General features: G+C 63.5%; 31 protein-coding genes and 1 tRNA gene. 16 read left to right on the forward strand and 16 right to left on the reverse strand.

The window, feature by feature from the left end; translation table 11 throughout:
• Position 1: 1 nt before the first annotated feature.
• Positions 2-1,027, reverse strand: coding sequence for an agmatine/peptidylarginine deiminase (locus EEB12_RS23395; RefSeq protein ID WP_141488588.1), 1,026 nt, complete (start codon positions 1,025-1,027; stop codon positions 2-4).
• Positions 1,024-1,971, reverse strand: coding sequence for a nitrilase-related carbon-nitrogen hydrolase (locus tag EEB12_RS23400; RefSeq protein WP_141488589.1), 948 nt, complete (start codon positions 1,969-1,971; stop codon positions 1,024-1,026). Before EEB12_RS23400 ends, EEB12_RS23395 begins: the two co-directional genes overlap by 4 nt.
• A gap of 149 nt (positions 1,972-2,120) precedes the next feature.
• On the opposite strand from EEB12_RS23400, the gene EEB12_RS23405 reads away from it, so the two are divergent.
• Positions 2,121-2,738: a TetR/AcrR family transcriptional regulator C-terminal domain-containing protein gene (locus EEB12_RS23405; RefSeq protein ID WP_019744741.1), complete on the forward strand. Its 618-nt coding sequence runs from the start codon at positions 2,121-2,123 to the stop codon at positions 2,736-2,738.
• On the opposite strand, the gene EEB12_RS23410 is transcribed toward EEB12_RS23405, so the two are convergent.
• From EEB12_RS23410 to EEB12_RS23420, 3 genes are all read right to left on the reverse strand, one after another.
• Positions 2,735-4,261, reverse strand: coding sequence for an APC family permease (locus EEB12_RS23410; RefSeq protein ID WP_020970347.1), 1,527 nt, complete (start codon positions 4,259-4,261; stop codon positions 2,735-2,737). The genes EEB12_RS23405 and EEB12_RS23410 overlap by 4 nt on opposite strands.
• Positions 4,258-5,157 carry a universal stress protein gene (locus tag EEB12_RS23415; protein ID WP_020970346.1) on the reverse strand — a complete coding sequence of 300 codons (900 nt, stop codon included), beginning with the start codon at positions 5,155-5,157 and terminating at the stop codon, positions 4,258-4,260. Before EEB12_RS23415 ends, EEB12_RS23410 begins: the two co-directional genes overlap by 4 nt.
• 90 nt (positions 5,158-5,247) lie before the next feature.
• Positions 5,248-6,678: a gamma-aminobutyraldehyde dehydrogenase gene (locus EEB12_RS23420; protein WP_042952576.1), complete on the reverse strand. Its 1,431-nt coding sequence runs from the start codon at positions 6,676-6,678 to the stop codon at positions 5,248-5,250.
• A 169-nt stretch (positions 6,679-6,847) separates the two neighbouring features.
• On the opposite strand from EEB12_RS23420, the gene EEB12_RS23425 reads away from it, so the two are divergent.
• Complete coding sequence (locus EEB12_RS23425; protein WP_046378983.1) at positions 6,848-8,365, forward strand: PucR family transcriptional regulator; 1,518 nt, start codon at positions 6,848-6,850, stop codon at positions 8,363-8,365.
• Between the two features lie 36 nt (positions 8,366-8,401).
• Here EEB12_RS23425 and EEB12_RS23430 read toward each other — a convergent pair whose 3' ends face one another.
• The 7 genes from EEB12_RS23430 to rpmB form a co-directional block, all read right to left on the reverse strand.
• Entirely contained in the window at positions 8,402-9,763 is a 1,362-nt protein-coding gene (locus EEB12_RS23430) for a flavin monoamine oxidase family protein (RefSeq protein ID WP_047272562.1), read from the reverse strand.
• 152 nt (positions 9,764-9,915) lie between these two features.
• Positions 9,916-10,380: a hypothetical protein gene (locus EEB12_RS23435; RefSeq protein ID WP_007727550.1), complete on the reverse strand. Its 465-nt coding sequence runs from the start codon at positions 10,378-10,380 to the stop codon at positions 9,916-9,918.
• A gap of 19 nt (positions 10,381-10,399) precedes the next feature.
• A complete protein-coding gene (locus EEB12_RS23440) occupies positions 10,400-11,335 on the reverse strand; it encodes an AEC family transporter (RefSeq protein ID WP_021332309.1) in 936 nt (311 codons plus the stop codon).
• 129 nt (positions 11,336-11,464) lie between these two features.
• The gene (gene rpsR, locus EEB12_RS23445; RefSeq protein WP_003946414.1) at positions 11,465-11,722 is read right to left on the reverse strand and encodes a 30S ribosomal protein S18; all 258 of its coding nucleotides are present in this window, start codon (positions 11,720-11,722) and stop codon (positions 11,465-11,467) included.
• A gap of 9 nt (positions 11,723-11,731) precedes the next feature.
• A complete protein-coding gene (rpsN, locus tag EEB12_RS23450) occupies positions 11,732-12,037 on the reverse strand; it encodes a 30S ribosomal protein S14 (RefSeq protein WP_019744735.1) in 306 nt (101 codons plus the stop codon).
• Between the two features lie 2 nt (positions 12,038-12,039).
• Complete coding sequence (gene rpmG / locus EEB12_RS23455) at positions 12,040-12,204, reverse strand: 50S ribosomal protein L33 (RefSeq protein ID WP_019744734.1); 165 nt, start codon at positions 12,202-12,204, stop codon at positions 12,040-12,042.
• Positions 12,205-12,208: 4 nt separating this feature from the next.
• On the reverse strand, positions 12,209-12,445 hold the full coding sequence (gene rpmB, locus EEB12_RS23460; RefSeq protein WP_020908631.1) for a 50S ribosomal protein L28: 237 nt from the start codon (positions 12,443-12,445) through the stop codon (positions 12,209-12,211).
• A 104-nt stretch (positions 12,446-12,549) separates the two neighbouring features.
• Here rpmB and mrf point away from each other — a divergent pair, with 104 nt between their 5' ends.
• The 9 genes from mrf (at position 12,550) to EEB12_RS30535 (ending at position 19,504) form a co-directional block, all read left to right on the forward strand.
• Positions 12,550-13,803, forward strand: a complete 1,254-nt coding sequence (mrf, locus tag EEB12_RS23465) for a ribosome hibernation factor-recruiting GTPase MRF (RefSeq protein ID WP_141488590.1) — start codon at positions 12,550-12,552, stop codon at positions 13,801-13,803.
• Complete coding sequence (locus EEB12_RS23470; RefSeq protein ID WP_003946367.1) at positions 13,800-14,054, forward strand: type B 50S ribosomal protein L31; 255 nt, start codon at positions 13,800-13,802, stop codon at positions 14,052-14,054. The genes mrf and EEB12_RS23470 overlap by 4 nt, the downstream gene beginning before the upstream one ends.
• Complete coding sequence (gene rpmF, locus EEB12_RS23475; protein WP_007727540.1) at positions 14,054-14,227, forward strand: 50S ribosomal protein L32; 174 nt, start codon at positions 14,054-14,056, stop codon at positions 14,225-14,227. Before EEB12_RS23470 ends, rpmF begins: the two co-directional genes overlap by 1 nt.
• Positions 14,228-14,245: 18 nt before the next feature.
• On the forward strand, positions 14,246-14,857 hold the full coding sequence (locus EEB12_RS23480; RefSeq protein ID WP_003946409.1) for a trimeric intracellular cation channel family protein: 612 nt from the start codon (positions 14,246-14,248) through the stop codon (positions 14,855-14,857).
• 70 nt (positions 14,858-14,927) lie between these two features.
• On the forward strand, positions 14,928-15,614 hold the full coding sequence (locus EEB12_RS23485; protein ID WP_003946387.1) for a response regulator transcription factor: 687 nt from the start codon (positions 14,928-14,930) through the stop codon (positions 15,612-15,614).
• Between the two features lie 65 nt (positions 15,615-15,679).
• On the forward strand, positions 15,680-17,059 hold the full coding sequence (locus EEB12_RS23490; protein ID WP_020908630.1) for a sensor histidine kinase: 1,380 nt from the start codon (positions 15,680-15,682) through the stop codon (positions 17,057-17,059).
• 226 nt (positions 17,060-17,285) lie between these two features.
• A complete protein-coding gene (locus tag EEB12_RS23495) occupies positions 17,286-18,743 on the forward strand; it encodes a S1C family serine protease (RefSeq protein WP_181447527.1) in 1,458 nt (485 codons plus the stop codon).
• An 80-nt stretch (positions 18,744-18,823) separates the two neighbouring features.
• Entirely contained in the window at positions 18,824-19,321 is a 498-nt protein-coding gene (locus EEB12_RS23500; protein ID WP_176720912.1) for a molybdenum cofactor biosynthesis protein B, read from the forward strand.
• Between the two features lie 6 nt (positions 19,322-19,327).
• Positions 19,328-19,504: a hypothetical protein gene (locus EEB12_RS30535; RefSeq protein ID WP_019744729.1), complete on the forward strand. Its 177-nt coding sequence runs from the start codon at positions 19,328-19,330 to the stop codon at positions 19,502-19,504.
• Positions 19,505-19,564: 60 nt separating this feature from the next.
• Here the strand turns inward: EEB12_RS30535 and mscL are convergent, their stop codons facing one another.
• From mscL to EEB12_RS23520, 4 genes are all read right to left on the reverse strand, one after another.
• Positions 19,565-19,987 (reverse strand): large conductance mechanosensitive channel protein MscL, encoded by a 423-nt coding sequence (gene mscL, locus EEB12_RS23505; RefSeq protein WP_029255923.1) that lies wholly within the window; start codon positions 19,985-19,987, stop codon positions 19,565-19,567.
• A 99-nt stretch (positions 19,988-20,086) separates the two neighbouring features.
• The gene (locus EEB12_RS23510) at positions 20,087-20,833 is read right to left on the reverse strand and encodes an SAF domain-containing protein (protein WP_181447528.1); all 747 of its coding nucleotides are present in this window, start codon (positions 20,831-20,833) and stop codon (positions 20,087-20,089) included.
• A gap of 77 nt (positions 20,834-20,910) precedes the next feature.
• Positions 20,911-21,222 carry an FmdB family zinc ribbon protein gene (locus EEB12_RS23515; protein ID WP_141488592.1) on the reverse strand — a complete coding sequence of 104 codons (312 nt, stop codon included), beginning with the start codon at positions 21,220-21,222 and terminating at the stop codon, positions 20,911-20,913.
• Positions 21,223-21,333: 111 nt separating this feature from the next.
• Positions 21,334-21,912 carry a 5-formyltetrahydrofolate cyclo-ligase gene (locus EEB12_RS23520; RefSeq protein ID WP_046378977.1) on the reverse strand — a complete coding sequence of 193 codons (579 nt, stop codon included), beginning with the start codon at positions 21,910-21,912 and terminating at the stop codon, positions 21,334-21,336.
• Positions 21,913-21,971: 59 nt separating this feature from the next.
• On the opposite strand from EEB12_RS23520, the gene EEB12_RS23525 reads away from it, so the two are divergent.
• The 5 genes from EEB12_RS23525 (at position 21,972) to EEB12_RS23545 (ending at position 26,105) form a co-directional block, all read left to right on the forward strand.
• Positions 21,972-22,883, forward strand: a complete 912-nt coding sequence (locus tag EEB12_RS23525) for a UTP--glucose-1-phosphate uridylyltransferase (protein WP_019744725.1) — start codon at positions 21,972-21,974, stop codon at positions 22,881-22,883.
• A 125-nt stretch (positions 22,884-23,008) separates the two neighbouring features.
• Positions 23,009-24,268: a gephyrin-like molybdotransferase Glp gene (gene glp, locus EEB12_RS23530; protein ID WP_003946353.1), complete on the forward strand. Its 1,260-nt coding sequence runs from the start codon at positions 23,009-23,011 to the stop codon at positions 24,266-24,268.
• 21 nt (positions 24,269-24,289) lie between these two features.
• Entirely contained in the window at positions 24,290-24,925 is a 636-nt protein-coding gene (locus EEB12_RS23535) for a GNAT family N-acetyltransferase (protein WP_007727523.1), read from the forward strand.
• A 267-nt stretch (positions 24,926-25,192) separates the two neighbouring features.
• Positions 25,193-25,927: a gephyrin-like molybdotransferase receptor GlpR gene (gene glpR / locus EEB12_RS23540; protein WP_020908625.1), complete on the forward strand. Its 735-nt coding sequence runs from the start codon at positions 25,193-25,195 to the stop codon at positions 25,925-25,927.
• Positions 25,928-26,029: 102 nt separating this feature from the next.
• Positions 26,030-26,105 (forward strand) — tRNA-Ala (locus tag EEB12_RS23545).
• Positions 26,106-26,393: the final 288 nt, after the last annotated feature.

Consider the following 26,393-nt stretch of genomic DNA (forward strand, 5'->3'; position numbering starts at 1 on the left):
GTCAGTCTTGTTCAGCGGGCTGGTGCTGGGTGATGCAGTGGATGCCGCCGCCACGTTCGAACAGCGGTCTGGCGTCGACGGTGACGACAGTGCGTCCGGGGTAAGCGGCTGACAGGATCCGGGCCGCTTCGGCGTCGGCAGGATCGTCGAAGCTGCAGGCGATCACTCCACGGTTGACCACGAGATGGTTGATGTAGCTGTAGTCGACGAATCCCTCGTCGTCGCGCAGAATTTCGGGAGCGGGCACCCGAATTACCTTCCACGGCCGGCCGCCGCCGTCCGTCGAGCTTTCGAACAACTCGATGATCGTCTTGCTGACGGCGTAGTCGGGGTGCACCGGATTGCGTTGGTCATGGACGAGTACCACTCCGGGGGAAGAGATGGCAGCGACGATGTCGACGTGTCCGCGCGTTCCGTACGTCTCCTGATCGCGAGTCAACCCGCGGGGAAGCCAGATCACGTGCTTGGCGCCGATCGTGCGGGCGAGTTCGGCCTCGATGTCGGCCTTCGTCAGGTCGGGATTGCGCCCCGGATCGAGTTGGACGGTTTCGGTGACCAAGACGGTGCCGAGACCGTCGACCTGAATACCGCCGCCCTCGTTGACGATTGGTGAGTCGATCAACTGGGCACCGGATTGTTCGACGACAAATGCGCCGATCTTCGAGTCCTTGTCCCAATGCGCCCACCCCTGTGCGCCCCAGCCGTTGAACACCCAGTCGACTCCGCCGAGACGGCCTTCGTCGGACAGGACGAACGTCGGCCCGATGTCGCGCATCCACGCGTCGTTGAGAGGTGCCTCGACGATATCGACCTTCTCGGACAGATACTTTCGTGCTTCTTCGACTTCGGCGGGATCGACGACGACGGTGACCGACTCGAATTCGGCGACGGCGTGGGCGACGGCCGCCCACGTCGAGCGCGCTTCGTGCTGTTCCTCGGCGGTGTCGCCGAGGGAGTATCCGGCGCTGGGGTACGCCATCCAGGTGCGTTCGTGCGGTTCACTTTCCGCGGGCATTCGCCAGGTCATCGGTTGGCTCCTACAGTGTTCACCGGTGCGGTCAGAGCCGAGTAGGTGTCGGGTCGGCGAGTAGCCAGGAACGGGAACAGTGCAAGCCAGTCTTCACGTTGCCGAAGATCGAGATCGGCGACCAGCACTGCTGATTCGTCGCGGGGAGCCTGAACGAGGATGCGTCCGTACGGATCCGAGATGAAGGAAGAACCGTAGAAGGTGATGAGACCTTCACTGCCGTGGCGATTGGGAACAACCATGAAGGTGCCGTTGGCGATACCGTTTCCGACGATCACCTGCTGCCACAGCGGTTGGGTGTCGAAGTTCGGGTGATCGGGCTCGGAGCCGATCGCCGTCGGGTACACCAGAACCTGGGCGCCGGCGAGGGAGTATGCACGTGCGACCTCCGGGAACCACTCGTCCCAGCATGTCGGGAGGCCGAACTTCGCGCCGAGTGCCTCGTGGACGGGGTATGCGTCCTGCGCCGGACCGCCGCGGAAGTACGTGTCCTCGTAGTATCCGGCCGTCACCGGAATGTGGAGCTTGCGGGTTCTGGCGAGAAGCTCACCTTCGGGCGAGACGAGGATCGCGGTGTTGAATCCCAGTCCGTCCTCGGCCTCACTGCGCTCGTACAGCGATGCGTGGACGAGGACCTGGTTCTCGGCGGCGGCTTTGGCGGCGAAGGCGAGAGTGGGTCCGGTGAGCAGGTCTTCCGCTTCGCGTCCGGGATTGTCGCCGGCCGGGGTGGAGGCGGGGTAGCGGCTGAGCGTCAGCTCCGGAAGAAAGACCAAGGAAGCGCCCAGCTTCGCTGCGGACGCAATGCCCTCGCTCAATTCGGTGTAGAGGTCGTCTTGGTCCTCGTGCCAGCGATGTTGCACGAGACCTACACGCAGAGGTGTGGACGTGGACGGCGTAGTCGCGGCCAGAGACTCGGGTGGGGTGAGGGCGGTGATCGTCAGCATGGGGTTTCCTCGGTGCTCGGGTATTCGACGTTCAACGTAAAACGAATGTGATTCGTTAAGTATGGTGGGTGAGCGCTGATTGATCAAGGACTTTCGAGGAATTGTTTTTTGCGGCGCCCCGAACGGTGTGGATCACTACAGGAGGACATATGCCGCGGCCATCGCAACGACTACTCTCACCGGCGATCATCACCGAGGCAGCGATCGAGTCGGTGGACGAATCCGGCGACTTCACCATGCCGGGACTCGCCGCACGACTGAAGGTGCGACCGTCGTCGCTCTACAACCACGTTTCCGGACGGGCCGAGATCGTCGAACTGATGAGGGCTCAGCTGATGGCGGGAATCGACGTGGAGTCGGCCTCGGGATCCTGGAGCGAGACCGTCTCTGCGCTGGCAGCCGAGTACCGGCGAAGCTACGCAGCACATCCTCGCCTGATTCCGCTCTTCACCGCCCAGACGGTGCAGGCCGGTGTGGCGTTCACCCTGTACAACGCGTTGGCGCAGGCATTCGCCGATGGTGGCTTCGACCCGGCTCAAACGCTGCACGCAATCACAACCGTCGACAGTTTTGTTCTCGGTTCGGCGTTGGATCTGGCGGCGCCGGATGTCCAGTGGGCGTCGGGGCCCGAGGCCAACGACGCGATGAAGGCGGCGTTGGCAACATCCGGGAAAAATCCCGAACGTGCCGACGCCGCCTTCGAATTCGGCTTGCGTGTATTGATGGCGGGCCTGATCGCGCAGGCCCCCGAACCTACTGTCTCCTAAGGCACGCTGAGGTCGTTCTCGTCGCGCAGAGCCTCCGTGTCGCGGTTGAGGGTCTTGCCCTCGAAGAACTCGGGATTGCGCACTCGCATGACCATCATCAGTACCGCGCCGAGGATGAGGATTCCGAAGCCGAGGAAGAAGACCAGGCCGATGCCGCCGATGGATGCTCCGCTGGCGTTGTCCGGATTCATACTCTCCTGGACCGAAATGACGAACACCGCAAGCAGCATGAGACCACCGATGAGTGGGAACGCGAGCCGGAAGACGAAGTTTCGTACGCTTTCGAAGAGCGTCTTGCGGAAGTACCACACGCACGCGAATGCCGTGATGCCGTAGTACCAACAGATCATGATGCCGAGGGCGGCGATCGTGTCGAGCAGCGCACTTTCGGAGAGGAACGTGACTACGCTGTAGAACACTGCGGTTACCGCGCCGGCCACGACGGTGGCGTACGACGGCACCAGGAATCGAGGCGAGACCTCGGCGAGCTTCTTGGGGAAAGCTCCGTATGCGCCCATGGCGAGCATGGTTCGTGCGGCGGGCAGGAACGTGGTCTGCAGGCTCGCAACGGAAGACACGAAGACAGCGAGGAAGAGGAGCATTCCGCCCCAGTTGCCCAGGACCGGGTCGGCCAGAGCGCCGAAGACGTTCTCGGAGTTGTCGGGATTGCCGAGACCGAGGCCTTCCTCGCCGACGCCGGCGTACATCATCGCGGCAACGGCGACCAACAGGTAGGTCAGGAGAATGGTTGCGACACAGAGCAAACCGGCGCGGCCTGGGGTCTTCTTGGGGTTTTTCGACTCCTCGCCCAGCGTGAGACAGGTATCCCAGCCCCAGAACGCGAAGATCGATCCGGTGAGTCCGATGACAAACGCACCGATGGCGAGTCCGCTGAACGGGTTGAACCAACTCAGGTCGAAGGACAATCCGGCCGGGGCATCGCCGGCGCCAACGTGAACCAGTGCAACGACGGCGAAGACGACCAGCAGCACCATCTGGAAGCCGACGAGTGCGAACTGCACGCGCTCGCTGGTAGTGATTCCTCTACTCGCTATCCACGTGGCCAGGGCGATGAAGACGAGTGTGGTGCCGACATTGACAAATTTGTTGCCCGGCAGATCGGCGATCGACGGATTGTCGACCACCCGCGCGATGAACAGATAGAAGAAGTCGACGGCAATGGCAGCAAGGTTCGAGAGCACGATGATGGTGGCGATGACCATGCCCCAGCCGCACATCCAACCGACGTACGGTCCGAATGCCTTGGTGGACCACGTGAATGACGCGCCGCAGTCAGGTGTGTCGGAGTTCAATTCGCGGTACGCGTACGCGGTGAGGAACATCGGGATGAAGCCGGCGATGAAGATGGCGGGCATCTTGAGGCCGACCGCGGCGACGATCAATCCGATACTGGCGGTCAGGGTGTAACCCGGTGCCACGGAGGAGATTCCGAGTACGGCGCCGGAGATCATGCCGATCTTGCCGGTAGCGAGTCCTTTGGAACTCAGTTCGGTGCTGGTCATGACAGTGCCTCCGGCTGGGTGAATTCGTGCTTGGGCACTACGACCATGGGAACGGGCAGCACGCGCAGCATCTTGGCGGCGGTGGAGCCCAGGAAAAGTTTGCGGGGCTGCGCGAGACGGCTGGAACCGACCATCACGAGGTCGCCGTCTTGCCAGTCCAGTTGACGCACTGCGGATTCCACCGTTGAACCGTCGGCGATGATGACCTCGATGGGGAACTCGGCGGGGAGCGCCGCTCTTGCGATGTCAAGCGTGTCCTGAGCGTGATTTCGTGCACGCTCCCTGGCGGACTCGGCGGTGTCGCGGTGATCGCGCAGATCGTTCTGGGGGTCGAGTGCCACGAGCGAGACCAGTCGCAGCGGAACCTGCATCAGTTCACTGGTACGTACGGCGGTGTTCAAGACGACGTCGGCGCCGACGCGGGTACCGAGCGCGCAGGTGACCTCTCGTATTGCGGTAGCCGCCGAATGCCGCGTTCCCCGAGGCGCCAGTGCTACCGGGACGTGGGCGGAGTGCAGCAGTTCGGTCGAGACCGAACCTATCGCGTGACGGCCGAGCAGACCGTCGCCGGAAGCTCCCACCACGATCGCCAGCGCGCTGAGTCGGTCAACCTCGTCGAGCAGGCCCTGAGCAAACGACTCGTGGAAGCTCAGGTGTACTTCCACCTGGATGTCCTCGGGCACCGATGCTTTCGCCTCGGCGAGCCAGTCGTGTGCACGTGCGGCGAGAATGTCGTCGTAGCCGGCTTCCGAGGGAACCTTGGCCGGCAGTGTCCGATCCGGTGGGAGGACCATGCAGATGTCGAGTTGCGCGCCGAGACTGCGCGCGAGCTGGGCCCCGAGGACCAGCCCGTCTTTACCGCTGGGTGTGGCGAGGTATCCGACGATAAGGCGCATGGTGGCTCTTTTCCGGATTGGAGGAATCTGCTGTGCGCCTTTATTAACCGCGGGGGGTTAATAAAGGCGCACAGCAGGAGGGGTGGCGACTCAGTCGTGCGAACTCATGACGTGCTTGAGGCGGGTGTAGTCCTCGACTCCGTATGCCGAGAGATCTTTGCCGTAGCCGGAGTACTTGAAGCCGCCGTGCGGCATCTCGGCAACGAGTGGGATGTGGCAGTTGATCCACACCGCACCGAAGTCGAGAGCAGCGGAGACGCGTTGCGTGACACCGTGATCCTTGGTCCAGATGCTCGAGGCCAGGCCGAACCGAACGTCGTTGGCAAGCGTGATCGCCTCCTTCTCGTCGGAGAAGCTCTGGACTGTGAGGATGGGACCGAAAGTCTCTTCCTGCACGATGTCGTCCGATTGCGCGACGCCGGTGATGACGGTCGGCTCGAAGAAGAATCCGGTTTCGCCCGAACGCTTTCCGCCGGTAACGATCTTGGCCGACGCCGGCAGGTTCGCGATCTTGTCGCTCACGGCGTTGAAGTGGTTGATGTTGTTGAGCGGGCCGTAGAAGGCATCAGGATCGGAAGGCGCGCCGGGGCGCAGCTTCTCGGCGTTCCGGACGAGGGCTTCGACGAGCTGATCGTGGACGGACTCGTGGACGAGCACGCGAGTGGCCGCGGTGCAATCCTGGCCACCGTTGAAGAACGCTGCCTCGGCGATGCCGGTGGCGGTCTTCTCGATGTCGACGTCGCCGAAGACGATCGCCGGCGCTTTGCCGCCCAGTTCGAGGTGCGCGCGCTTGAGTTGCTGCGCTGCGGACACGGCGACAGCGATGCCCGCCCGCACCGAACCGGTGATCGAGACGAGACCGAGGGCCGGGTTCTCCACCAACGTCGCGCCGGTTCCGCCGTTGCCGAGCACGACGTTGAACACGCCGTCCGGCAGGATGCCCTTCGAGAGCTTCGCCAGGACCAGCGTGCTGCCTGGTGTGGTGTCGCTGGGCTTGAGGACGATCGTGTTGCCGGCCGCGAGGGCGGGCCCGATCTTCCACAGCGCCATCATGAACGGGTAGTTCCAGGGAGTGACCTGGCCGACTACGCCGATCGGCTCACGACGGACGTAGGAGGTGAAACCCTCCATGTACTCTCCGGCCGCCTTGCCCTCGAGAAGTCGTGCGGCTCCGGCGAAGAACCGCATCTGATCGGCTCCGACCTTGACCTCTTCGTCGGCGATCATCTGGTGGGCCTGGCCGGTGTTGGCGCTTTCGGCTGCGACGATTTCGTCGCTGTGCGCTTCGATGGCGTCGGCGAGTTTGAGGAGTGCGGCCTGCCGCACGCTTGGTGTCGTCTTACCCCAGGTCTCGAATGCGCGTTGTGCTGCTTCGACGGCGGCGTCGACGTCTTCCTTGGTGGAGACCGGCGTACGCCCGACCACACTCTCGTCCACGGGGTTGATCAGGTCGAGTGTTTCCGTCGCGGCCGAGGCGACGAATTCACCGTTGATGTAGTTCTCGAGTACGACGATCGACATCGGTACCGGTTCCTCTCGAGGTCGAACGAGTTCCGGCCGAGGTGATCAGCACGGAACTCGCACTTTGTGGGGCGTGTGTGAGCAAGTGTGCGCTGACTCACAAGTAAAGGCAGCTGCCAAAAAGGTGAAATCTTTGATCCCCGACGCGCCGAGTTGTACAGTCCTGCCCATGACGATCGCTGTGCGGTGGATGTTGGCGCAGCCGGATCTCGCGCTGGAACTCAAAGGTGGGGCGCAGGGTGTCGGTCGCGAGATCACATTTGCGCACGCCACGGAGCTGCTCGACCCGTTTCGATGGTTGACCGGCGGCGAATTCATCCTCACCACCGGCATCCGATTGCCGTCCACTCAGCAAAAGCGCGGCCGCTATCTCCGGATGCTCGATGCGGCGGGTGTGGCGGCGGTGGGATTCGGAACCGGGCTGTCGTACCCCGAGGTCCCGGCCGATCTGGTGGCCGTCGCCGACGAGATCGGACTCCCGCTGATCGAGGTGCCGCTGCCGACGCCGTTTGCTGCCGTCGTCAAGCGTGTGATGAGCCGGTTGGCAGAGCAGGAATATGAAGCTGTCCTCCGGGCGTCGCGGGCGCAACCGCGGATGACGCGTGCCGTCATTTCCGGCGGAACTGCCGCAACCGTGCGTGAACTGGCGATCGCAACCTCGGCGACGGTGCTTCTTCTCGACGTCGCCGGGCGAGTTCTCGAGAGCTCACCTCAACTGCCGACGGACGACGTGATCGACGAACTGCGAGCAACTCTCGGGGGCGGCGCATCCAGCAGCGTGACGCTTGCAAGGTCTGGAGCGTCGATCGCGGTGCAGCAGATCAGCGTCGGGCGAACGCCGTACGGATACCTGGCGGTGATCAGTGCTTCGGCGCTCAGCTACGTCGATCAGATACTGCTCGGTCACGCGAACTCGTTGCTGGCGTTGGACTTCGAGAAACCTGCGCGCTTGCGCGCCACTCAGGATCAGTTGAATTCGCACGCCCTCGGGCTGCTGCTCACCGAAGACCGCGACCCGGCACCGGCGTGGCAACAGATCCGGCAGGCCGCCGACGGCGAGGGAATGATCCGAGGGTTGACAGTTCTTGCCGACACGTCCGACGTAGCGGGACGCGTCGGAGTCGAGATTGCCGAGTTCATGAACAAGGCAGGGCGGCAGTTGTTCTCGCGAATCAACGACACTCGCGTCACGGTGCTGCTGCGTGGAACCGACGACGTCCAGTTCGCCCGAGAGCTACTGGGCGGGGTATCGAGGTCGGATCTTCGCTCACTTCGTGTGGGCCTGAGTGCGCGGCGCGTGGTCGCAGCGCTGGCGGTCGCCGTCGAACAGTCCCAGCTGTGTGCGTCTGCGGCGGAAATCGGTGGCGAGCCTTTGGAATTCGCGGCGCTGACCGGAAGTGTGCTGCTGTCTTTCGATTCGACGCGTGAAGTACTCAACACGCTGGCGGAAACGATGATCACACCGATCGAGGACTACGACCGTGACAACGGCACCGAACTGCTGGCGTCGTTGCGGGCATTTCTCGAGGCCAACGGGCACTGGGAAGCGGCAGCCATCACGATGGGCGTCCACCGGCACACGCTGCGAAGCCGAATGGCGAAGGTGGAGAGCTTGATCGACTGTCGACTCGAGGTAGCGAGAGTTCGTGCGGAACTGCTGCTCTCGATCATTGCCCGGCAGTCGTGACTGCCGGGCAATGATCGAGACTTGGCAAAGTGGCCGTCAGGCCTTGCTGCGGGCGATGATGTCGGCGGCGGTTCGCTGCCCCATCCGAACAGCACCGTCGACGTGCTGGTATCCCTCGGCCGCGATGTCGGAGCACGAGAAGTGGATCGGGCCGACGGGTGTGCGGGAATCCGCGCCGTATCGGTGCAGGCCACCGAGGTCGAAGCTGGCCGCGTACGCACCGCGGGTCCATTCCTCCGAGCCCCAGTCGGATTCGTAGTACACAACCGGTTCTTCGGCCTTCGGGCCCAGGTAGCGGGCAAGTGAGGCCAGAATCGTGGCCTTGCGCTCCTCGACGGAAAGCTCGAACATCGCGTCGGCCTTCTCGTCGGAGACGAAAGCGACCAGGGTGCCGCGATCATCCTCGTGGTTGGTGTTGTCGTACACCTCCTGTACTACCTCGGACGCGCCGAAGCCGGTGCCGGAGAGGCCGTCTTCGCGCCAGAAAGGCGTCTCGTACACCGCGTGCACCTTGATGACGAGGCCGAGGGACTGGTGCTGGTGCATCTGGTGCTGACGACGCGGCAGCGGGGGATCGTACGAGATCCGGGAGTAGAGGTTGGGCGGTACGGCCAGGATCACTCGGCTTGCCTCGACGCGAACATCGCCGTCCGCCAACACCGTTGCACCGGATTCGTTCCACTTCACCGTTCGCACGGGTGCGTTGAGGAAGACGTCGTCACCGAGGGCCTCCGCCATGCGGATCGATACCTGCTGCATTCCGCCGATCACTCGCTTGTCGAGGATGAAGTCCTCGTCGACGAGGTGGGAGAACGAGCCTGCCGAAGCGGCCATGAGTACGGCCTGCAGGGCAGAGAACGAGTGGGCGGGCTTGGTGAGCATGCCACCGGCGATGAAGAGGCCGATGTTGTCACGTGCCTCGGCGTCGTCGGACTGATTGATCAGCCACTGCTTGAAGGAGACTGTGTCGAGATCGCGGGCGAGGGGATGTGCCCACGGTTCCTCGGCGCCGATCTGTGCTGCGAGATCGTCCATCTCGTCGATGAGACGGTCCATCTCCTTCTTCGTGGTGTCGTTCGTGGGGAAGGAATCACCCGTGTACTGCGTCCGCTCACCTGCCGACGAGATGTAGACGGACTCGCCCTCGCGGTAGCGCTCGAAAGTTTTCAGGCCGAGTTCGTCGAGCAAGGAGATCAGCGCGGTCTGGTCGGGGGAGACCCACTGGCCGCCGATTTCCAGAACTGCTCCGTCGATGGTGTCGGTCCACGTGCGGCCGCCGACGCGGTCGCGCGCTTCGATCACAGCGACGGTCAAACCGGCCTTGCGCAGCGCGGTTGCAGCTGCCAGGCCAGAGGGGCCGGCGCCGACGATTGCAACGTCTCTCTGGAGATTAGGCACTTGCGAGCTCCTTCATGTTGAGCACCGCTCGAGTCGAAAGCTGCCGACGAGCGAGTGCACGGGTGTCGGTTTTCAGTCTGTCCCGACGAGACGCACACCACACCTGACGAAACGGAGTGTTCGATCGTTGATCTTGTGCCGTTTAGGCGCGGCTAGCCGTTGATGACGTGGCGATCGCCGAGCGGTCGACTCAGCGGAACGTCCAGGCTGCCGAACACGGCAACCAAGATGCACATCTTGTCCGCGGCCTCCGGCAATGCTCCGGTTCGGAGCGTGACGATCACCGTCGTATCAGTCTCTTCGACGGTTGCGTACGCGCCGTAGCACTCCGGAGTGCCGGTCACGAAGTGGACTGCCACCGTGTGATCGTCGACCTCGGACCACGATTCGAACATGGTGGCCGTCGCACCCACGATGTCAGTGCGGCTGTCGAACTCCGTGCCCATCTCGCTGTCGTCGACCTCGTCGGGAACGGGGGTTCCGAGCGACCAGTCGGCGGGACTTGCTTCGTTGGCCGCCATCGGATTCGGCGCAGCAACCGGCCCCGTTGTCTGGGCCCCGACGGAGCATCCGGCCACAGCAAGGCAGGCCAGAACGGCGAGGGTTAGTACACGCATGAATCCACCGTAACCCTGCTCAAGCGAGTAGCGCCGTGACCAGCGCAATCGCCGGTATCGACGCCAAAGTGGTGACAAAGGCGCTGTCTCGGGCGAGGACCATTCCGCGCCGATATCGGCTTGCATAGATGAAGACGTTCTGTGCCGTCGGCAACGTCGAGACGACCACGATGGCGAACAACTGATGGCCGTCGATGCCGAGGAGGAAGTGCGCCATCAGGTAAGCCAGCACCGGTTGGACGACGATCTTGAGGGTCGACGCAAGCGCGACGTCGCGGCGCGGACTGGAGCCCTTCTCGAGCACCCGTACGCCGTACAACGAGAGCCCGAATGCCAGCAGTGCGCCGGGGACCGACGTGGCGCCGATCAATTCGAAAGGCTGCATCAAGGGTCTCGGCGGTACCCAACCGATCAACGCCACGATCAACCCCGCAGCGCCCGCGAGCACGATCGGATTCTTGAACGGAGCGGTGACAGTGTCGATCAGTGACAGTTTTTCGGCTTCGCCCCGCAATGCCGTGAGATCGAGGATCGTCAAGGCGATCGGGGAGTACACGACGATCTGGAAGAGCAGGAGCGGCGCGACGAAGGTGGCATCGCCGAGCACGAACACCGCGATCGGGATCCCGAGGTTGGCCGAATTCACGTACGACGCCGACAGCGCGCCGATAGTCAGTTCGGGCAGCGGCCGGTTGAGCCAGATCTTTGCAATGACGACGTACAGAGCGCCGACGGCAAAGGCAGTAGCCGACGCGACCGCGAGCGTCGGGGAGAAGATCACCGACAGATCGGACGACGCGAGGGTGGTGAACAGTAGGGCAGGCGTCGCGACGAAGAAGACGAGTCGACCGAGAACGAACTGTCCTTGGCTACCGAGGGTACCGAGACGGCCGAGCAGATACCCGACCGCGATGACGACAAAAATTACGGTGAAACCCGCAACAACTCCCGACACGCTGCGGGCACCTCTCGACTGGAATGAACGACTTCGGGAAATCTTAGTCCGGGCAACAAAAAGGCCGCGCAGCCGATTGACTGCGCGACCTCTTCGGTACTTCTACGTGTGACTACCGAGCACGTATGACTACCGTGCGGCGGTGAAGGGGAGCAACGCCATTTCGCGTGCGTTCTTCACTGCAACGGCGACCTGACGCTGCTGCTGCGGGGTCAGGCCCGTGACGCGACGGCTGCGGATCTTGCCGCGGTCCGAGATGAACGTGCGAAGCAAGTTGATGTCCTTGTAATCGACATGCGTGATCTTCGCTGCGAACAACGGGTTCTTCTTGGGCTTACGACCCTCTACGGGGCGTGGCTTCTTCGACGGTGAACGCTTGACTGCCATCCGACTTCCTTACCAGCTCGACTTGTGTACGCCAGGCAGTTCCCCACGGTGCGCCATTTCTCGCACGCGAATCCGGGAGAGCCCGAACTTCCGCAGGTGGCCGCGCGGACGTCCATCCGCAGCGTCTCGATTGCGCAATCGTACCGGACTGGCGTCGCGTGGTAGACGTTGCAGGGTCGCTTGGGCCTTCGCGCGCTCCTCGGGTGAGCTTTTCGGGGAGCGGATTGCCTCCTTGAGCGCCGATCGCTGCTCCGCGTATCGCTCGACGATGACCCGTCGCTGGTTGTTCTTGGCGATCTTGGACTTCTTGGCCATGCCTACTTCTCTTCTCGGAAATCGACGTGCTTGCGCACCACGGGGTCGTACTTCTTCAGTACGAGCCGATCGGGGTCGTTGCGACGGTTCTTGCGGGTCACGTACGTGTACCCGGTGCCCGCGGTGGACTTGAGTTTCACGATCGGGCGGATCTCGTTGCGTGCCATCTGCTCAGACCTTCTCGCCGCGCGCGCGGATCCGGGCGACGACGGATTCGATGCCGTCGCGGTCGATCGTCTTGATGCCCTTGGTCGAGAGGGTGAGCGTGATTCGACGACCCTCGCTGGGCAATACGTATGTCTTGCGCTGGATGTTCGGGTTCCAGCGACGATTCGAACGCTTGTGGGAGTGCGAGACGGATTTTCCGAACCCCGGCACACGTCCGGTCACTTGGCAGTGAGCCGACATGGGTGTTCCTTTCAACTTGCAGATGACAATCGTTTTCGACAATGCGGTGAGATCAATGTAGCGTTCAACCTCGGTAATGACAATCATTCCCAGAAAGGCCCGCTGTGAACACGATCCTGGACGGCAGGACTCCGCTGGTCCTGGTCGCCGGCATGAGCGAATCCACTCCACACACCGCACGAGCGTTGTTGCGAACCGGAACTGTTCTGGTTCACCACGACCTGAGCCACGTCCGTGAAGGGGTGGTCCGGCGGACGGTCACCTCGATGACCGGGGGCACCGGGTCTGCCGGCACGGTGTCCGAACGCGAGACGATCCTCGAGCTCGCGCACGGCTGCGTCTCCTGCACCCTGCGCGAAGACCTGCTGCCGCTGCTGCGTCGCCTTCACTCGCACAGTTCGGTCCAGCGGATCGTCTTGCTGCTCGACCGCCAACTCGAACCCGAAGCGCTGTGCTGGGCGATCGAGCATGTCGTCGTGACGGGCGTCGTCGGCCAAGTGGACGGACCGGCGCAGCGTGACTGCCGCGTCGACGCCGTCGTGACGTGCATCGACGCCCAGACCTGGCTTGCCGACGCCACCGGCGACGAAGCCCTCGACGACGACCGCACCCTGGCTCAGGTCGTCGTCGGGCAGGTCGACTTCGCCGACGCTCTCGTACTGCGCGGGTCCGATGGACTCGACGGCTGGCAGCGGTCCCGCTTGAACGCGGTTCTCGCGCGCATTGCTCCGCGGGTACCCGTCTTCGATGAGGGAGACGACATCGAGGCACTGCTCCTCGAGGTGCCTGCGGATGCGCGACGCGGTGAGCTGGCCGACGCTCACTCACCGCTGTTGCGTCGTCAGCCGCCGCTCGACGACGACGGCGGAGTGATGCTCGTCGAGTTCACCGCGAACCGGCCGTTCCACCCCGAGCGTCTGCACGAGGCGATCGACGTCCTGCTCGAAGGTGTCGTCTATTCCCGCGGGCGCGTCTGGGTGGCGACTCAACCGGGCGAAGCGCTCTGGCTCGAATCGGCGGGCGGTGGCCTGCGAGTTGCCAGCGCGGACACCTGGCTGGCCGCGATGACGCCGCAGCAACGCGAGCGCGTTCCAGCCGAGCGCCGTGCGCTCGCGGCCCTGAAATGGGACGAGCGTTTCGGCGACCGTGACACCTCGATGGTCGTTCTGACGTGCGGTGCGAACCCGCTCGAGATCGACCGAACACTGCAGCACGCCCTGGTCACCGACGAGGAGTTGGCCGACGAAGCGTCGTGGACCACCTGGGAAGACCCGTTCGGAGAGTTCCACGAAGACCCGTGCGACGAATCCGAATCACCCTATGCCGAAACCGAATCAACGCGAGAGGGAAACGAATGAAGAAGCAGATGCACCCCGACTACCACCCCGTGGTGTTCCAGGACGCCAGCACCGGCAAGAGCTTCCTGACCCGGTCGACCGTGACGAGTGAGCGCACCGTCGAATGGGAAGACGGCGGCACATACCCGCTGTTGGTCGTCGACGTCACGAGCGACTCGCACCCGTTCTGGACCGGAGCACAACGAGTGATGGACACCGCCGGACGCGTCGAGAAGTTCGAGCGTCGCTACGGAAAGCGCAAGGCACTCTGATGGCCGTTCCCAAGCGGAAGATGTCGCGTTCCAACACTCGCAGTCGCCGTGCCCAGTGGAAGGCGACGGCGCCCGATCTGGTCGAGGTCACGGCCTTCGGCCAGACCCACCGGGTTCCTCGGCGACTGGTCAAAGCAGTTCGACTCGGGGTGATCGACCCGAGCCGCATCTGACCGTGCGATCCTTGGCCGGTGCTGCTGAGGATCCTCGAACTGGTGGGCATCGTGGCGTTCGCGGCCTCGGGTGCCCTGGTGGGCGTCACCAAGCGACTCGACATCTTCGGGGTGTGCTCGGTGGGTGTGTTCACCGGCATCGGCGGCGGTATCGTCCGCGACGTCCTTCTCGGCGTCCATCCGCCCAGTTCGCTGAGCAGTTGGCCGTACTTCGGAACGGCCGCCGCCACCTCACTCGCCGTGTTCTACCTACACGAGCCGCTCAATCGACTGCGCCGTGAAATCCTGGCGCTCGACGCACTGGGGATGGGCTTGTTCGCGAGTACCGGCGCCGTCATCGCGCTGGACAACAACGCCAGTTCGCTGGCGGCGACATTGATCGGTGCCACCGCGGCGATCGGCGGCGGAGTGATCCGCGACGTCCTCGTCAACGAGGTACCGCTGCTCCTGCACAAAGACCTGTACGCGGTTCCCGCACTGCTCGGCGCTGCGTTGGTGGTCACAGTCTCGCAAGCCGGACTGTCCACCAACGCCGCGCTGGTGTGCGGCACGGCGTTCGCCGCGGTGTTCAGACTGCTTGCGTTATGGCGTCATTGGAGCCTGCCCGGGCCCAGGCGAACCCGGGACTGACCGCGACACGCCGGAGGCCGGAATCGGACCCTCTCAGCCGCATCTCAGCACTTCAGTCCAAACTGTCGGTATGCGTATTTTGGTGGTCGACGACGACCGGGCGGTTCGCGAGTCGCTTCGGCGGTCGCTCAGCTTCAACGGCTACACGGTCGAGCTCGCGGTCGACGGGCTCGACGCACTCGAGAAGATCCTCGCCAACCGGCCAGACGCCGTTGTGCTCGACGTCATGATGCCGCGACTCGACGGACTCGAAGTGTGCCGTCGTCTTCGCAGTGCCGGCGACGACCTGCCCATCCTCGTGCTCACCGCCCGCGATTCGGTCAGCGAGCGAGTCGCCGGCCTCGATGCCGGAGCGGACGACTACCTGCCCAAGCCCTTCGCTTTGGAAGAGTTGCTTGCCAGGTTGCGTGCACTACTGCGTCGCACCGCGCCCGATCTGGACGCCGATTCCGAAATGATGGCCTTCGAGGACCTCACCCTCGACCCGGTCACCCGTGAGGTCAAGCGCGGTGAACGATCGATCAGCCTGACCCGCACCGAGTTCTCCCTCCTCGAAATGCTCATGGCCAACCCGCGTCGCGTGCTGACCCGTGGACGCATTCTCGAAGAGGTGTGGGGGTACGACTTCCCGACGTCCGGCAATGCGCTCGAGGTGTACGTCGGCTACCTGCGTCGCAAGACGGAAGCCGACGGCGAACCGAGGTTGATCCACACCGTCCGCGGAGTCGGCTACGTCCTGCGGGAGACGCCTCCGTGATCACCGCTCCGTTCGGCAAGAATGCCGAACCGAAGAAATCCTCCACCACCCAAGCGTCCGTCGAAATGCGCCCGCCGATGCCACTGACCCGTTCGGTGTCATTGCGTTGGCGTGTGACGCTCCTCGCTGCGTCGGTGGTGGCCATTGCCGTCGCAGTCATGGCGATTGCGGCGTACGCGGTGGTTTCGCGTGCGCTCTACGCGGACGTCGATCACCAGTTGCGTACCAGGGCGGCGGTGCTCATCGACAGCAATGTCGTGCGATTCGATCCTCGCTACATCTCCGGTGCGACGCTGTACACCACCGACATCAGTGTGGCCCTGATCTTCTCGGACCTGAGCACGTACCAGCCGCCCGGTTCCGACGTGCCGATCGGTGAAGCCGAAGATGCCGTAGCGCGTGGCGAATCGGATTCTTCGCTGCGAACCGTCGACGGTCAGCGAGTGCTGGCTCAACGGACGCATGACGGAAGCACTTTGGTGATCGGTCAGCGGCTCGCGCCGACCGTTGCGGTACTGGATCGGCTGGCCTGGGTTCTCTTCGTGGTCGGCGGGTGTGGCGTCATACTTGCTGCGGTGGCGGGTACTACCGTGGGCCGCACCGGTTTACGGCCCATCGCCAGGCTGACTGCCGCCACCGAACGAGTCGCCCGGACTGACGATCTGACGCAGATCCCCGTTACCGGCAGCGACGAATTAGCGCGCCTGACAGAGAGTTTCAACACGATGCTGCGGGCGCTCGCCGAGTCACGTGAGCGTCAGTCGCGCCTCGTCGCGGACGCCGGACACGAGTTGCGCACACCGTTGACTTCGTTGCGTACCAACATGGAATTGCTGATCGCGTCCAGTCGCCCCGGTGCGCCGCAGATTCCCGACGAGGACATGGCGGAACTTCGTGCCGACGTCGTCGCGCAGATCGAGGAACTGTCGACTCTGGTCGGTGACCTTGTCGATCTGGCCCGCGAAGACGCGCCCGAAACCGTGTACGAGCGCGTAGACGTCAGCGACGTCGTCGAGCGTGCGCTCGAACGAGCGCGGCGCAGGCGCAACGAAATCGAGTTCGAAGCGGTCACCACTCCGTGGTACGTCTACGGAGATCAAGCGGGCCTGTCGCGTGCGGTGCTGAACGTCCTCGACAACGCTGCGAAATGGAGTCCGAAGGGCGAACAGGTACGCGTCGAAATGCGTCCGGTCGGCCAAGGATTATTGGAATTGACCGTAAGTGATGCGGGACCTGGCATTCCGGAGGAGGATCGGGAGTTGGTGTTCGATCGTTTCTACCGGTCGACCGCGGCACGTTCGATGCCGGGATCGGGTCTGGGACTTGCGATTGTGCGTCAGGTCGTCGTCAAGCACGGCGGCACCATCGCGATCGACGAATCCGATCGTGGGGGAGCGCTTGTTCGTATCGTGCTTCCCGGCGAACCAGGGCCGAGCGCCGAGTAGCGTGTTCTGTAGACCCGTTGGTCCCGTGCTTCGGTGACTGACGTCACGAGTTAATGCGTTCGGCCCGAGAGTCTTTCGGGCCGAGCCGACAACACCGGATTTTCACGTCGAACTCTGGGTAAAGTGACAGGCACGTCTCAGCGCCTTCTCAGCAGCGCAAGGCAGCATTGTCGGCAGAACAGTTGTGACTGCCCGTCCGGTGGTCACCGTAGACGAAAGCGAGCCGATGACCGAGGACCGTAACGTCGGGCCGACCCGGCCCGAGCAGCCCAACAGCGAGCCCACCACCCAAGCGCAGCCGCAAGCACCTCAAGTGCAGCCGCAGCAGCCTCAGGGGCAGGCGCCTCAGCAGCCGTACCAGCCGACCGAATCCTTTTCTCGACCCACCGAAGCCTTCGGGCAGGCGCAGCAGCAGCCCACGCAGGCTTTCGGCCACCCGCACGGTGCCCATGAGGCCGCGTACCAGCAGAGCGCCCCGTACGGCGCACCCAACCCTGGTGGCCCCGGCGGCCCGAACGGTCCGGGCGGCCACAATCAGATCCCCGCACCGCTACAGGGGCCGAACTCCGGTTCGACCACCACAAAGCCGAAGTCGGGACGCATGGCGCTGGTTGCCGGTGCTCTGGCGCTGGTTCTGGTCAGTGGTGGTGTCGGTGGCGTGGTCGGTGCCGTCGTCGCGGACCGCAACGGTGGAACCGCGACGGTCACCAACTCTCTGAACGCCCCGAAGCCCACTGCGACCAACACGTCCAACGCTCCCGCCGGCTCGGTTCAGGCCGTTGCCTCGAAGGTGGTGCCGAGCGTCGTGCAGATCGAGGTGGCCACCGCGCAGGGACAGGGCGGTGAGGGTTCCGGTGTCATCCTGTCCTCCGACGGTCTGATCCTGACCAACAACCACGTTGCCGGTGCTCAGGGAGCGCAACTTCGCGTCGCGTTCTCCGACGGAACCAAGGCCTCGGCCACCCTTGTCGGTGCCGATCCCGTCTCCGACATCGCCGTCATCAAGGTCGACGGCCGCAACGACCTCACCCCCATCGATCTCGGGAACTCCGGCGACGTTCAGGTCGGACAGCAGGTTGTGGCCGTCGGGTCCCCGCTCGGCCTGGCCGGCACGGTCACCGAAGGCATCATCTCCGCACTCGATCGCCCCGTGTCCACGAGCGGCGAGTCCGGCAACCAGAACACCGTCATCGACGCTCTGCAGACCGACGCGGCGATCAACCCCGGCAACTCCGGCGGCGCCCTCGTCAACATGGACGGCCAGCTGATCGGCATCAACACGGCGATCGCCTCGCTCGGAGCGTCGTCGGGTACCCAGGGCGGTTCGATCGGCCTCGGGTTCGCCATCCCGATCGATCAGGCACGCCGCGTCGCCGACGAACTGATCAAGACCGGCAAGGCGACTCAAGCCATGATCGGCGTGACCGTGCCGTCGCAGGACAACGCCGACGGCGCAACCGTCATGGATGTCACTGCTGACGGGCCGGCCGCCAAGGCCGGTATCCCGAAGGGTGCAGTCATCACCAAGGTCGACGATCGTGTTGTCGCAGATGGTGATTCGCTGATCGCGGCAGTGCGTTCACATGCTCCCGGCGACAAGGTCTCGATCACGTACAGCGACGGCGGGCAGACCAAGACCGTCGACGTCACGTTGGGAACCGCGGCAGCGCAGGGCGGCCGATGATGTTCGGCGATCAGCAGACGATCGACCCGATCTTCGGCCAGATCGCAACGGCGTCGGGATCGGACACTACGGTAGGTGTCATGGAACTCGAAGCCACATCGGCCGGCCGCGCTCTGGTCGTCATCGTCGACGATCGCACAGCCCACGGCGACAACACCGACTCCATCGGTCCACTGGTTACGGAACTACTGAACGAAGCGGGTTTTCTCGTCGATGCGACGGTCGCCGTCGCCGCCGACGAAGTGGAGATCCGCAACGCTCTCAACACCGCAGTCATCGGTGGCGTCGACCTCGTGATCTCGGTCGGCGGTACCGGGGTATCCCCGCGTGACGTCACTCCCGACGTGACCGCAGAGGTTCTCGATCGCGAGATCCCGGGAATTGCCGAAGCACTTCGCGCTTCCGGTCTGTCGGCCGGATCGCTCGAAGCAGGATTGTCCCGCGGCCTCGTCGGGGTTTCGGGAAGCACCGTGGTCGCCAATCTGGCGTCGACCAGGCCGGCAATTCGCGACGGCATGGCAACCCTGACGGCTTTGGCGAGTCACGTCATCGCCGAGCTGTCCAGCCTCGAGGGCTGAGACAGCTTGTCGGAGCAACCAGATACCCCGAAGAAGCCGCCAGTCGACAAGAAGCGCCTGGCGCGCATCTTCGGGGACGTCTTTCCCGAGACGACGTCGGACGAGCGGGGGCCTGAAGGTTCCTCGCGATCCTCGGACGACGACTGGCTGCGCAGTCAGCGGCCCCCGCACCACGGCGGTTGAGAAGTAAATCAGGCCCTCGGACACAATGTCCGAGGGCCTGATTTGTTCTGTGAGCGCTGCCTATTCGAGCGTCTTGGCGTGAGCTCCTGTGTCGGCGCCACCGGCGTTGGCGGAGAGGATGTCGCGGATCTGGATGAGCAGATCGGTTTCGCTGGCTTCCTTGTCCTCGGGCTCGGAGACGAACTTCTTCTTCGCCGCATTCGCGGGAACGATCAGCACGAAGTAGACGACCGCTGCGATGATGATGAAGTTGATGATCGCGGTGACCACGGCGCCGAAGTTCAAGAACGTCTCAGCGGTGTCACCCGTCAGCTGAATGCCCCACCCGTATTCGTTGCCGCCGCCGATCGAAGCGACGAGTGGGTTGATGATGTTGCTGGTGAATGCCGTGACGATGGCGGTGAAGGCTGCGCCGATGACCACGGCGACGGCCAGGTCGAGCACGTTTCCGCGAAGCAGGAAATCCTTGAATCCCTTGAGCATGTCGGTGTCCCCTCGAGTCTCCGATGGCAAGTGCCAGATGGTCCGTTGATACCGAACCGACTGGAAAAATCCTAGAGGAGCTTCGGACGCTTTGTGCGGTCAGCGGAATGTCACGGTGATCGCATTGGACAGGGATGCCGCGGCAACGACGTTGGCTGCCGGTGTCGGCAGAGCCAGCAGAATCACCTGTTCCTGCTGGTTACGTGTACTTTCCGACGTGGTGACCAGCGCGACTACTGCTCCCGCCGCAAGAATCTGCGGGGCCTTGTCGGCAATTGACTCGTTGGGTGTGTCGGGGCGGGATGTGTCAGTGCGGGATGTGTCAGGGCCGACGGTCAGGACGTCGACGACATCCCCGCTGCGCAACATGTCCGCGACGGCTGCATCGGCCAATCGGACGGGGACGATACGGGCGTCGTCGGTTCCTACCGACAACCCGGCCAGCCGTGGGCTGAGAACGCGCACGTCGGTGACGGTTTCTCCGGAGCGAATCGGGCCGGCAACGGTTCTCCCGACCACCAGGTCGGTATCGGAGACAACTCCTTCGGGAAGTTGTTTCGAGTCGATCTCTCGGATCTCGACATCCGAATCCGCGATCACCTGTCCGGGAGTGAGATCGCGACTCGAGACAACTACGGCGACCGTATCGGTCGCGGGATCGCCTCGGAAGAAGAGAACGACGCCGAGTGCGGCCAGGGCAACGGCTGCGATCTTGCGGACTGTCGCCGTGCGGAACCGAGTGCCGCGCGTCAGTTCGACGACGCGATCGAAGGTGCTCGGGGTGAGATCGAGCTGGGCGCGCAGTGGATCGGAGCGCCTCGGCGAGCGAGAACGTGCTGACGGCATTCATGCACGTTAGGGCCGGAAGCGGTGCTTCCGGCCCTAACGATGTGAAACTGTGGACAACCCGGAGGTTGTGGAAATCAGCTTGCGGCAGCCTTCGCGGGCGCCGGCGTGCTGGTCGACGAACTCGATGTCGAAGAGGAGTCCGACTTGGACTCGGACTTCGCAGCGGGTGCCGAATCACTCTTGGCGGGCTCGCTCGCAGTCCCGGAGCCGCCGCGGCTGTCGGTGCGGTAGAAGCCGCTGCCCTTGAACACGATGCCAACAGAGTTGAACAGCTTGCGGAGCTTGCCTGAGCAAGCTGGGCAGACCTTCAGCGAATCTTCGCTGAAGGACTGGACGATGTCGAAACGGTTGTCACATTCCGTACATGCGTATGAGTAGGTGGGCACCGGGCTTCCTCCGCACTGTGATGTTCGAGCAGCCGCGTATTTACACCGCAGCCTTTAGCACTCTACAAGTGACAGTGCCAACAGCGCTAATCAGGGATCTATTCCCGCAGATCAATCGCCCTGGAGCCGCGTGAGGCCGCCGCTCGGCGTCAATGCCCATCCCATCGGAATGTCGTGGTCGTCGGCCGGCAAGATCTCGACGAGTTCGGAGTCTCTGACAATTGCCACGAGCCGAGTCTGCGGTCCGACCGACCCGAGCGTCCGGTCGTAGAAGCCTGCGCCGCGGCCGAGGCGTGTTCCACGAAGATCCACCGCGAGAGCAGGGATCAGCATGCATTCCACGTCGGACAGGGTTTCCGGTGGTAGGACGGGTCCGACGGGCTCCCGAATGCCGTACTTCGCGGGGCGCAAACCGTCGGCACCGCTGTATTGAACCCAGGACAACGGTCCGGGTTCTCCGGTGATCGGAAGTAGTACACGCTGCGCGATCTCGGCAACGGCGTCGAGCAAGTCGGTGGATCCTGGTTCGGTGCGGGTGGGGACGTACGCACAGACGGTTGAGCCGTCGACAATCACTGAACGTATGTGCGTGATCAACGCCGCAGTTTCCGTGTTTCGAGTGTGCTCGGAGACTGCATCACGTGCTGCGAGTGCGATTTGTCGCCATTGTGCTTTTGTCTGAGGTGTCACCCCGCAACGATATTCGTCGTGCTGACCGAGCGGTAACAAGCGGCGGCTAAGGTGTTGGCATGACAGACGTTGTCGCTAGCAGCACGAGGGCCTTCCGCACGGCCGTGGTTCCCGCAGCCGGACTTGGTACGCGTTTCCTGCCTGCCACCAAGACGGTTCCGAAAGAATTGCTGCCGGTCGTGGACACACCGGGTATCGAACTGGTGGCGGGTGAAGCTGCGGACTCGGGAGCCGAGCGGCTCGTCATCGTGACGTCCCCGGGCAAAGATGGAGTGGTTGCGCACTTCGTCGAGGATCTCGTGCTCGAAAGCAAGCTGGAAGCGAGCGGAAAACTTGCTGCCCTGGCAAAGGTGCGCAAAGCGCCGGGTTTGCTCGAAGTCGATTCCGTGATTCAGGAGCAGCCCCTCGGCCTCGGGCATGCAGTCGGTTGCGTCGAGTCGGTTCTCGACGACGACGAAGATGCCATCGCGGTCCTTCTGCCCGATGATCTCGTACTCCCGCGTGGCGTCCTGGAGATCATGGCGCGAGTTCGGGCCAAGCGCGGCGGATCCGTTCTCTGTGCAATCGACGTTCCCAAGGACGCAGTGAGCGCTTACGGCGTCTTCGACGTCGAGATCGTTCCCGACGCGGTCAATCCCGACGTCCTCAAGGTCGTCGGCATGGTCGAGAAGCCGGCTGTGGAAGACGCGCCGTCGACCTTTGCCGCTGCGGGTCGCTATCTGCTCGATCGTGCGATCTTCGACGCACTTCGCCGCATCAAGCCGGGAGCCGGCGGTGAGTTGCAACTCACCGACGCCATCGCTCTCCTGATTTCCGAGGGTCATCCGGTTCACGTGGTGGTGCACCGCGGAACGCGTCATGACCTGGGCAACCCCGGCGGGTACCTCCGCGCTTCGGTTGACCTGGCACTCGACAGCGACGATTACGGTCCGTCCTTGCGTAAGTGGCTCGCGGATCGGCTCGACCGCTGAGCGTGTCGCCACGGTGGTTGATCGCCCGATAACGCAGTATCAATGTGCTTGTCCCTTTTCGAAGGCAAGGCATCATGAGCTGACGGATATCACCGAATTTCCAGACACAGGAGGACGCGGACCAGATGCGGTCGGTTGAGGAGCAGCAGACCAGGGTTACCGCTGCTGCAGTGGCACCCCGTCCGGTTCGGGTCGCCATCTCGGAGGCGCAGGGACTGCTGTGTGCCGAGGAAGTGGTGACCGAACGCCCATTGCCGGGATTCGATCAAGCTGCCATCGACGGTTACGCGGTTCGCAGTGTCGATGTCGCCGGCGCTGGAGCCGACCTCCGCGGCGAGGACGGCGAGCCTACGGACCTCAGCTTGCCGGTGGTCGGCGAGGTGACGGCGGGCTCACGCCAACCGATCCGGTTGCAACCGCGTCAGGCCGTTCGAGTCGACACGGGCGCGCCGCTGCCCACGCTGGCCGACGCCGTGCTCCCGCTCGAAAACACCGACGGTGGTCGCGCTCGCGTTCGGATCTTCGAGCCGGTGCGTTCGGGCGATTACGTTCGCCGTGCAGGTGACGACGTCCAGCCGGGCGACGTGGCAGTTCGGGCAGGCACCATCATCGGAGCCGCGCAGGTCGGTTTGCTTGCCGCGGTCGGTCGCGACAAAGTGCTCGTCCATCCGCGTCCGCGTCTCTCCGTCATCAGCGTCGGTGGAGAACTTGTCGACGTGGATCGCACGCCGGGGCCTGGTCAGGTCTACGACGTCAATTCGTATGCCCTCGCCGCCGCAGCGCGCGATGCCGGCGCCGACGTCAACCGTGTGGGAATCGCAGGCAACGACTCGCGCCGTCTTCGCGAAGTAGTCGAGGGACAGCTGATTCGCTCGGAAATCGTTGTCATCGCCGGTGCCGTGGGCGGCGGAGCGTCCGACGAGGTTCGTGAGGCGCTTGCCGACCTTGGGACACTCGAGGTGGAGCGCGTTGCCATGCATCCGGGATCAGTGCAGGGCTTCGGCAAGCTGGGACGAGACGAGGTTCCGACCTTTCTCCTACCGTCCAACCCGGTAAGCGCACTGGTGGTATTCGAAGTCATGGTTCGCCCGCTGATCAGAATCGCGCTCGGACGCCGCCAACCGATGCGGCGAGTAGTGAAGGCGCGCACGGTGGGAACGATCACGTCGATTGCCGATCGCAAGGGTTTCCTGCGTGGTCAGCTGATGCGTGACGAAGCGACGGGGGAGTACCTGGTGCAGGCACTCGGGGGTGCGCCCGGTGCGTCCTCACATCTCCTCGCGACCTTGGCGGAAGCCAATTGCTTGGTTCTTGTCGATCGAGACGTCACCGAAGTGCACATCGGTGAAGAAGTCGACGTAGCTTTTCTCGCCCAACGTGGGTAACGCCGACCCGAGTGGGGTGTGATGTCAGTCCATCCAGGATGGCCGGAAGATCTCGGCCCACTGCGAGTGCCCGCGGGAGTGGTGACCGTCCGCCCCGTGAAGCTCCGTGACGCTGCTGTGTGGAGTCGCCTCCGCATTCGCGATCGCGAGCACCTCGAGCCGTGGGAGCCCACCGGAGAGTCGCCCTGGGATGCTCGCCACCACATCACTGTCTGGCCGTCCCTGTGCGGGAATCTTCGCTCCGAGGCGCGCAAGGGCCGGATCCTTCCCTTGGTGATCGAACTCGACGGGAAGTACTGCGGGCAGGTCACCATCGGAAATGTCGTGCGCGGCGCTCTGCGGTCCGCCTGGGTGGGCTATTGGGTCGCCTCGCACGTCACCGGTGGGGGCGTAGCCACAGCGGCCGTGGCGCTCACACTCGATCACGCATTCTCGAAGGTCGGTCTGCATCGAGTGGAGGCGACCGTTCGGCCGGAGAACGCGTCGAGTCGCGCAGTCCTACGAAATGTTGGGTTCCGGGAGGAAGGTCTTCTCAAGCGCTATCTCGATGTCGACGGCCAATGGCGTGATCATCTTCTGGTCGGAATGACCATCGAGGAAGTACCCACCACCGTCGTCGACAGATTGGTGCGGTCCGGACGCGCTTCGTGGGTGTGACCAATACGGCGCCACGAGCGTGAGAAACGCGAGCTAAACGGCAGTTACCGCTGAGTAGTCCTACTTTCGGCCGGAAAAATGTGGTTTTTGATTCAACCAGAACTTGAGACTTTTGGGACTGAACCGGAAGTTCAGTTCGGTACGCGTGTGACACATGAGTATGGTGGGGTTCGGCGCGTCGGCAACGATGCGAGGGCGTCGGCCGTTAACCTTGACTCGTCAACGGCTGGCATAGGTGCTGGTAGGTGATCGGGAGGAGGCCGCGGCATGCCTAGCTCATTCGTGTGGATCGGGCTGGTGGCCGTGTGGCTGTTCGTCCTGGTGCCGATGCTTGTCAACAAGCGCCCCAGGATCCGGCAGACGAGTGACGCGGCGCTCGCGACTCGAGTACTCCACCGCGGCGACAGCAACCCTGTTCAGCGCGGGCCGGCAGCAGGACATCGAAGCGATCCGAACTGGCAACCAGAACCAGTGCGCAGCAGCTACGACGCGGAGGACCAGATGGACACTCACGCAGAAGACGACTACACCGGCGGTCGTGCACCGGTCGGAGAATTTGTTCCCGTTCGGCGCGGCCGAGGCGGGTTCGACCCCGAAGCGGATGCCATCGCCCGGGAGGCGCGGTACGCATTCCGTCAGCGGACATTGTTGGGCCTGGCATTCGTCGCGATTCTCTCGGGCGCTCTCGCATTGATCATCTCGCCGATGGTGTGGTGGTTGTTTGTGCTGACCGTGTGCGGCCTCGGTGGGTACATGGCGTACCTACGTCGGCAGGTTCGTATCGAGCAGGAGATTCGCCGTCGTCGCACCGAGCGCCTCAACCGATCGCGACTCGGAGTCGAATCGCACACCGACGAAGAGCTGCGCCTGATTCCGGCGCGACTGCGCCGACCAGGAGCGGTTGTCCTCGAAGTCGACGACGAAGATCCGGTGTTCGATCACCTGGATCACTACGAAGAAGAGATCAGGCACACCGAGATGCGTCGCGCGTCCGGTCAGTGACCTTCTGGGCCGATCTTGTCGGGTCGAAAGTTCGTGTCGGGTGATTCCAACGGGAGTATTCGTTCCTGTTAGAGTTGCCGAGCACCGCTGAGGCGGTGGCACGGGGCTGTGGCGCAGTTGGTAGCGCGCTTCGTTCGCATCGAAGAGGTCAGGGGTTCGATTCCCCTCAGCTCCACCAAGAAGTACCAGCAAAAAGGGTCTTTCAACGAAAGTTGAACGGCCCTTTCCTGCATTTTCAGAGCCTGCCCGAATTGTGAAGATTTAGCTCGAGTGTGCGCCGTTTCATACGATTGCGACCGCTGATCCGGACCGTTGAGCTTCCAAGTGAGGGATGATCCTTGGGCGGATACATGTTTGCCGGAAATGTAACGAGGGTGTGTCCGGTGCGATAGGCACGATGAGTCTGCCGCAGTTTTCCGCAGGTCGGACGTATGTGTCGGGGAGGAATGTCGATGAGCCAGCCACG

Source organism: Rhodococcus sp. WS1, from assembly GCF_003797745.1.
Classification (GTDB): domain Bacteria; phylum Actinomycetota; class Actinomycetes; order Mycobacteriales; family Mycobacteriaceae; genus Rhodococcus_F; species Rhodococcus_F erythropolis.

Excerpts from the sequence above, each read along its gene's own strand:
- EEB12_RS23495 (WP_181447527.1), top strand. The coding sequence starts at position 17,286 with ATGACCGAGGACCGTAACGTCGGGCCGACCCGGCCCGAGCAGCCCAAC.
- EEB12_RS23415 (WP_020970346.1), bottom strand. The coding sequence starts at position 5,157 with ATGCGCCTTATCGTCGGATACCTCGCCACACCCAGCGGTAAAGACGGG.
- mscL (WP_029255923.1), bottom strand. The coding sequence starts at position 19,987 with ATGCTCAAGGGATTCAAGGATTTCCTGCTTCGCGGAAACGTGCTCGAC.
- EEB12_RS23525 (WP_019744725.1), top strand. The coding sequence starts at position 21,972 with ATGACAGACGTTGTCGCTAGCAGCACGAGGGCCTTCCGCACGGCCGTG.
- EEB12_RS23400 (WP_141488589.1), bottom strand. The coding sequence starts at position 1,971 with ATGCTGACGATCACCGCCCTCACCCCACCCGAGTCTCTGGCCGCGACT.
- rpsN (WP_019744735.1), bottom strand. The coding sequence starts at position 12,037 with ATGGCCAAGAAGTCCAAGATCGCCAAGAACAACCAGCGACGGGTCATC.
- EEB12_RS23395 (WP_141488588.1), bottom strand. The coding sequence starts at position 1,027 with ATGACCTGGCGAATGCCCGCGGAAAGTGAACCGCACGAACGCACCTGG.
- glpR (WP_020908625.1), top strand. The coding sequence starts at position 25,193 with ATGCCTAGCTCATTCGTGTGGATCGGGCTGGTGGCCGTGTGGCTGTTC.
- EEB12_RS23490 (WP_020908630.1), top strand. The coding sequence starts at position 15,680 with ATGCGCCCGCCGATGCCACTGACCCGTTCGGTGTCATTGCGTTGGCGT.
- rpmG (WP_019744734.1), bottom strand. The coding sequence starts at position 12,204 with ATGGCACGCAACGAGATCCGCCCGATCGTGAAACTCAAGTCCACCGCG.
- EEB12_RS23425 (WP_046378983.1), top strand. The coding sequence starts at position 6,848 with ATGACGATCGCTGTGCGGTGGATGTTGGCGCAGCCGGATCTCGCGCTG.
- EEB12_RS23500 (WP_176720912.1), top strand. The coding sequence starts at position 18,824 with ATGGAACTCGAAGCCACATCGGCCGGCCGCGCTCTGGTCGTCATCGTC.
- EEB12_RS23410 (WP_020970347.1), bottom strand. The coding sequence starts at position 4,261 with ATGACCAGCACCGAACTGAGTTCCAAAGGACTCGCTACCGGCAAGATC.
- EEB12_RS23470 (WP_003946367.1), top strand. The coding sequence starts at position 13,800 with ATGAAGAAGCAGATGCACCCCGACTACCACCCCGTGGTGTTCCAGGAC.
- EEB12_RS23420 (WP_042952576.1), bottom strand. The coding sequence starts at position 6,678 with ATGTCGATCGTCGTACTCGAGAACTACATCAACGGTGAATTCGTCGCC.
- rpsR (WP_003946414.1), bottom strand. The coding sequence starts at position 11,722 with ATGGCAGTCAAGCGTTCACCGTCGAAGAAGCCACGCCCCGTAGAGGGT.
- rpmB (WP_020908631.1), bottom strand. The coding sequence starts at position 12,445 with ATGTCGGCTCACTGCCAAGTGACCGGACGTGTGCCGGGGTTCGGAAAA.
- EEB12_RS23485 (WP_003946387.1), top strand. The coding sequence starts at position 14,928 with ATGCGTATTTTGGTGGTCGACGACGACCGGGCGGTTCGCGAGTCGCTT.
- EEB12_RS23535 (WP_007727523.1), top strand. The coding sequence starts at position 24,290 with ATGTCAGTCCATCCAGGATGGCCGGAAGATCTCGGCCCACTGCGAGTG.
- EEB12_RS23510 (WP_181447528.1), bottom strand. The coding sequence starts at position 20,833 with ATGCCGTCAGCACGTTCTCGCTCGCCGAGGCGCTCCGATCCACTGCGC.
- EEB12_RS23405 (WP_019744741.1), top strand. The coding sequence starts at position 2,121 with ATGCCGCGGCCATCGCAACGACTACTCTCACCGGCGATCATCACCGAG.
- glp (WP_003946353.1), top strand. The coding sequence starts at position 23,009 with ATGCGGTCGGTTGAGGAGCAGCAGACCAGGGTTACCGCTGCTGCAGTG.
- rpmF (WP_007727540.1), top strand. The coding sequence starts at position 14,054 with ATGGCCGTTCCCAAGCGGAAGATGTCGCGTTCCAACACTCGCAGTCGC.
- EEB12_RS23435 (WP_007727550.1), bottom strand. The coding sequence starts at position 10,380 with ATGCGTGTACTAACCCTCGCCGTTCTGGCCTGCCTTGCTGTGGCCGGA.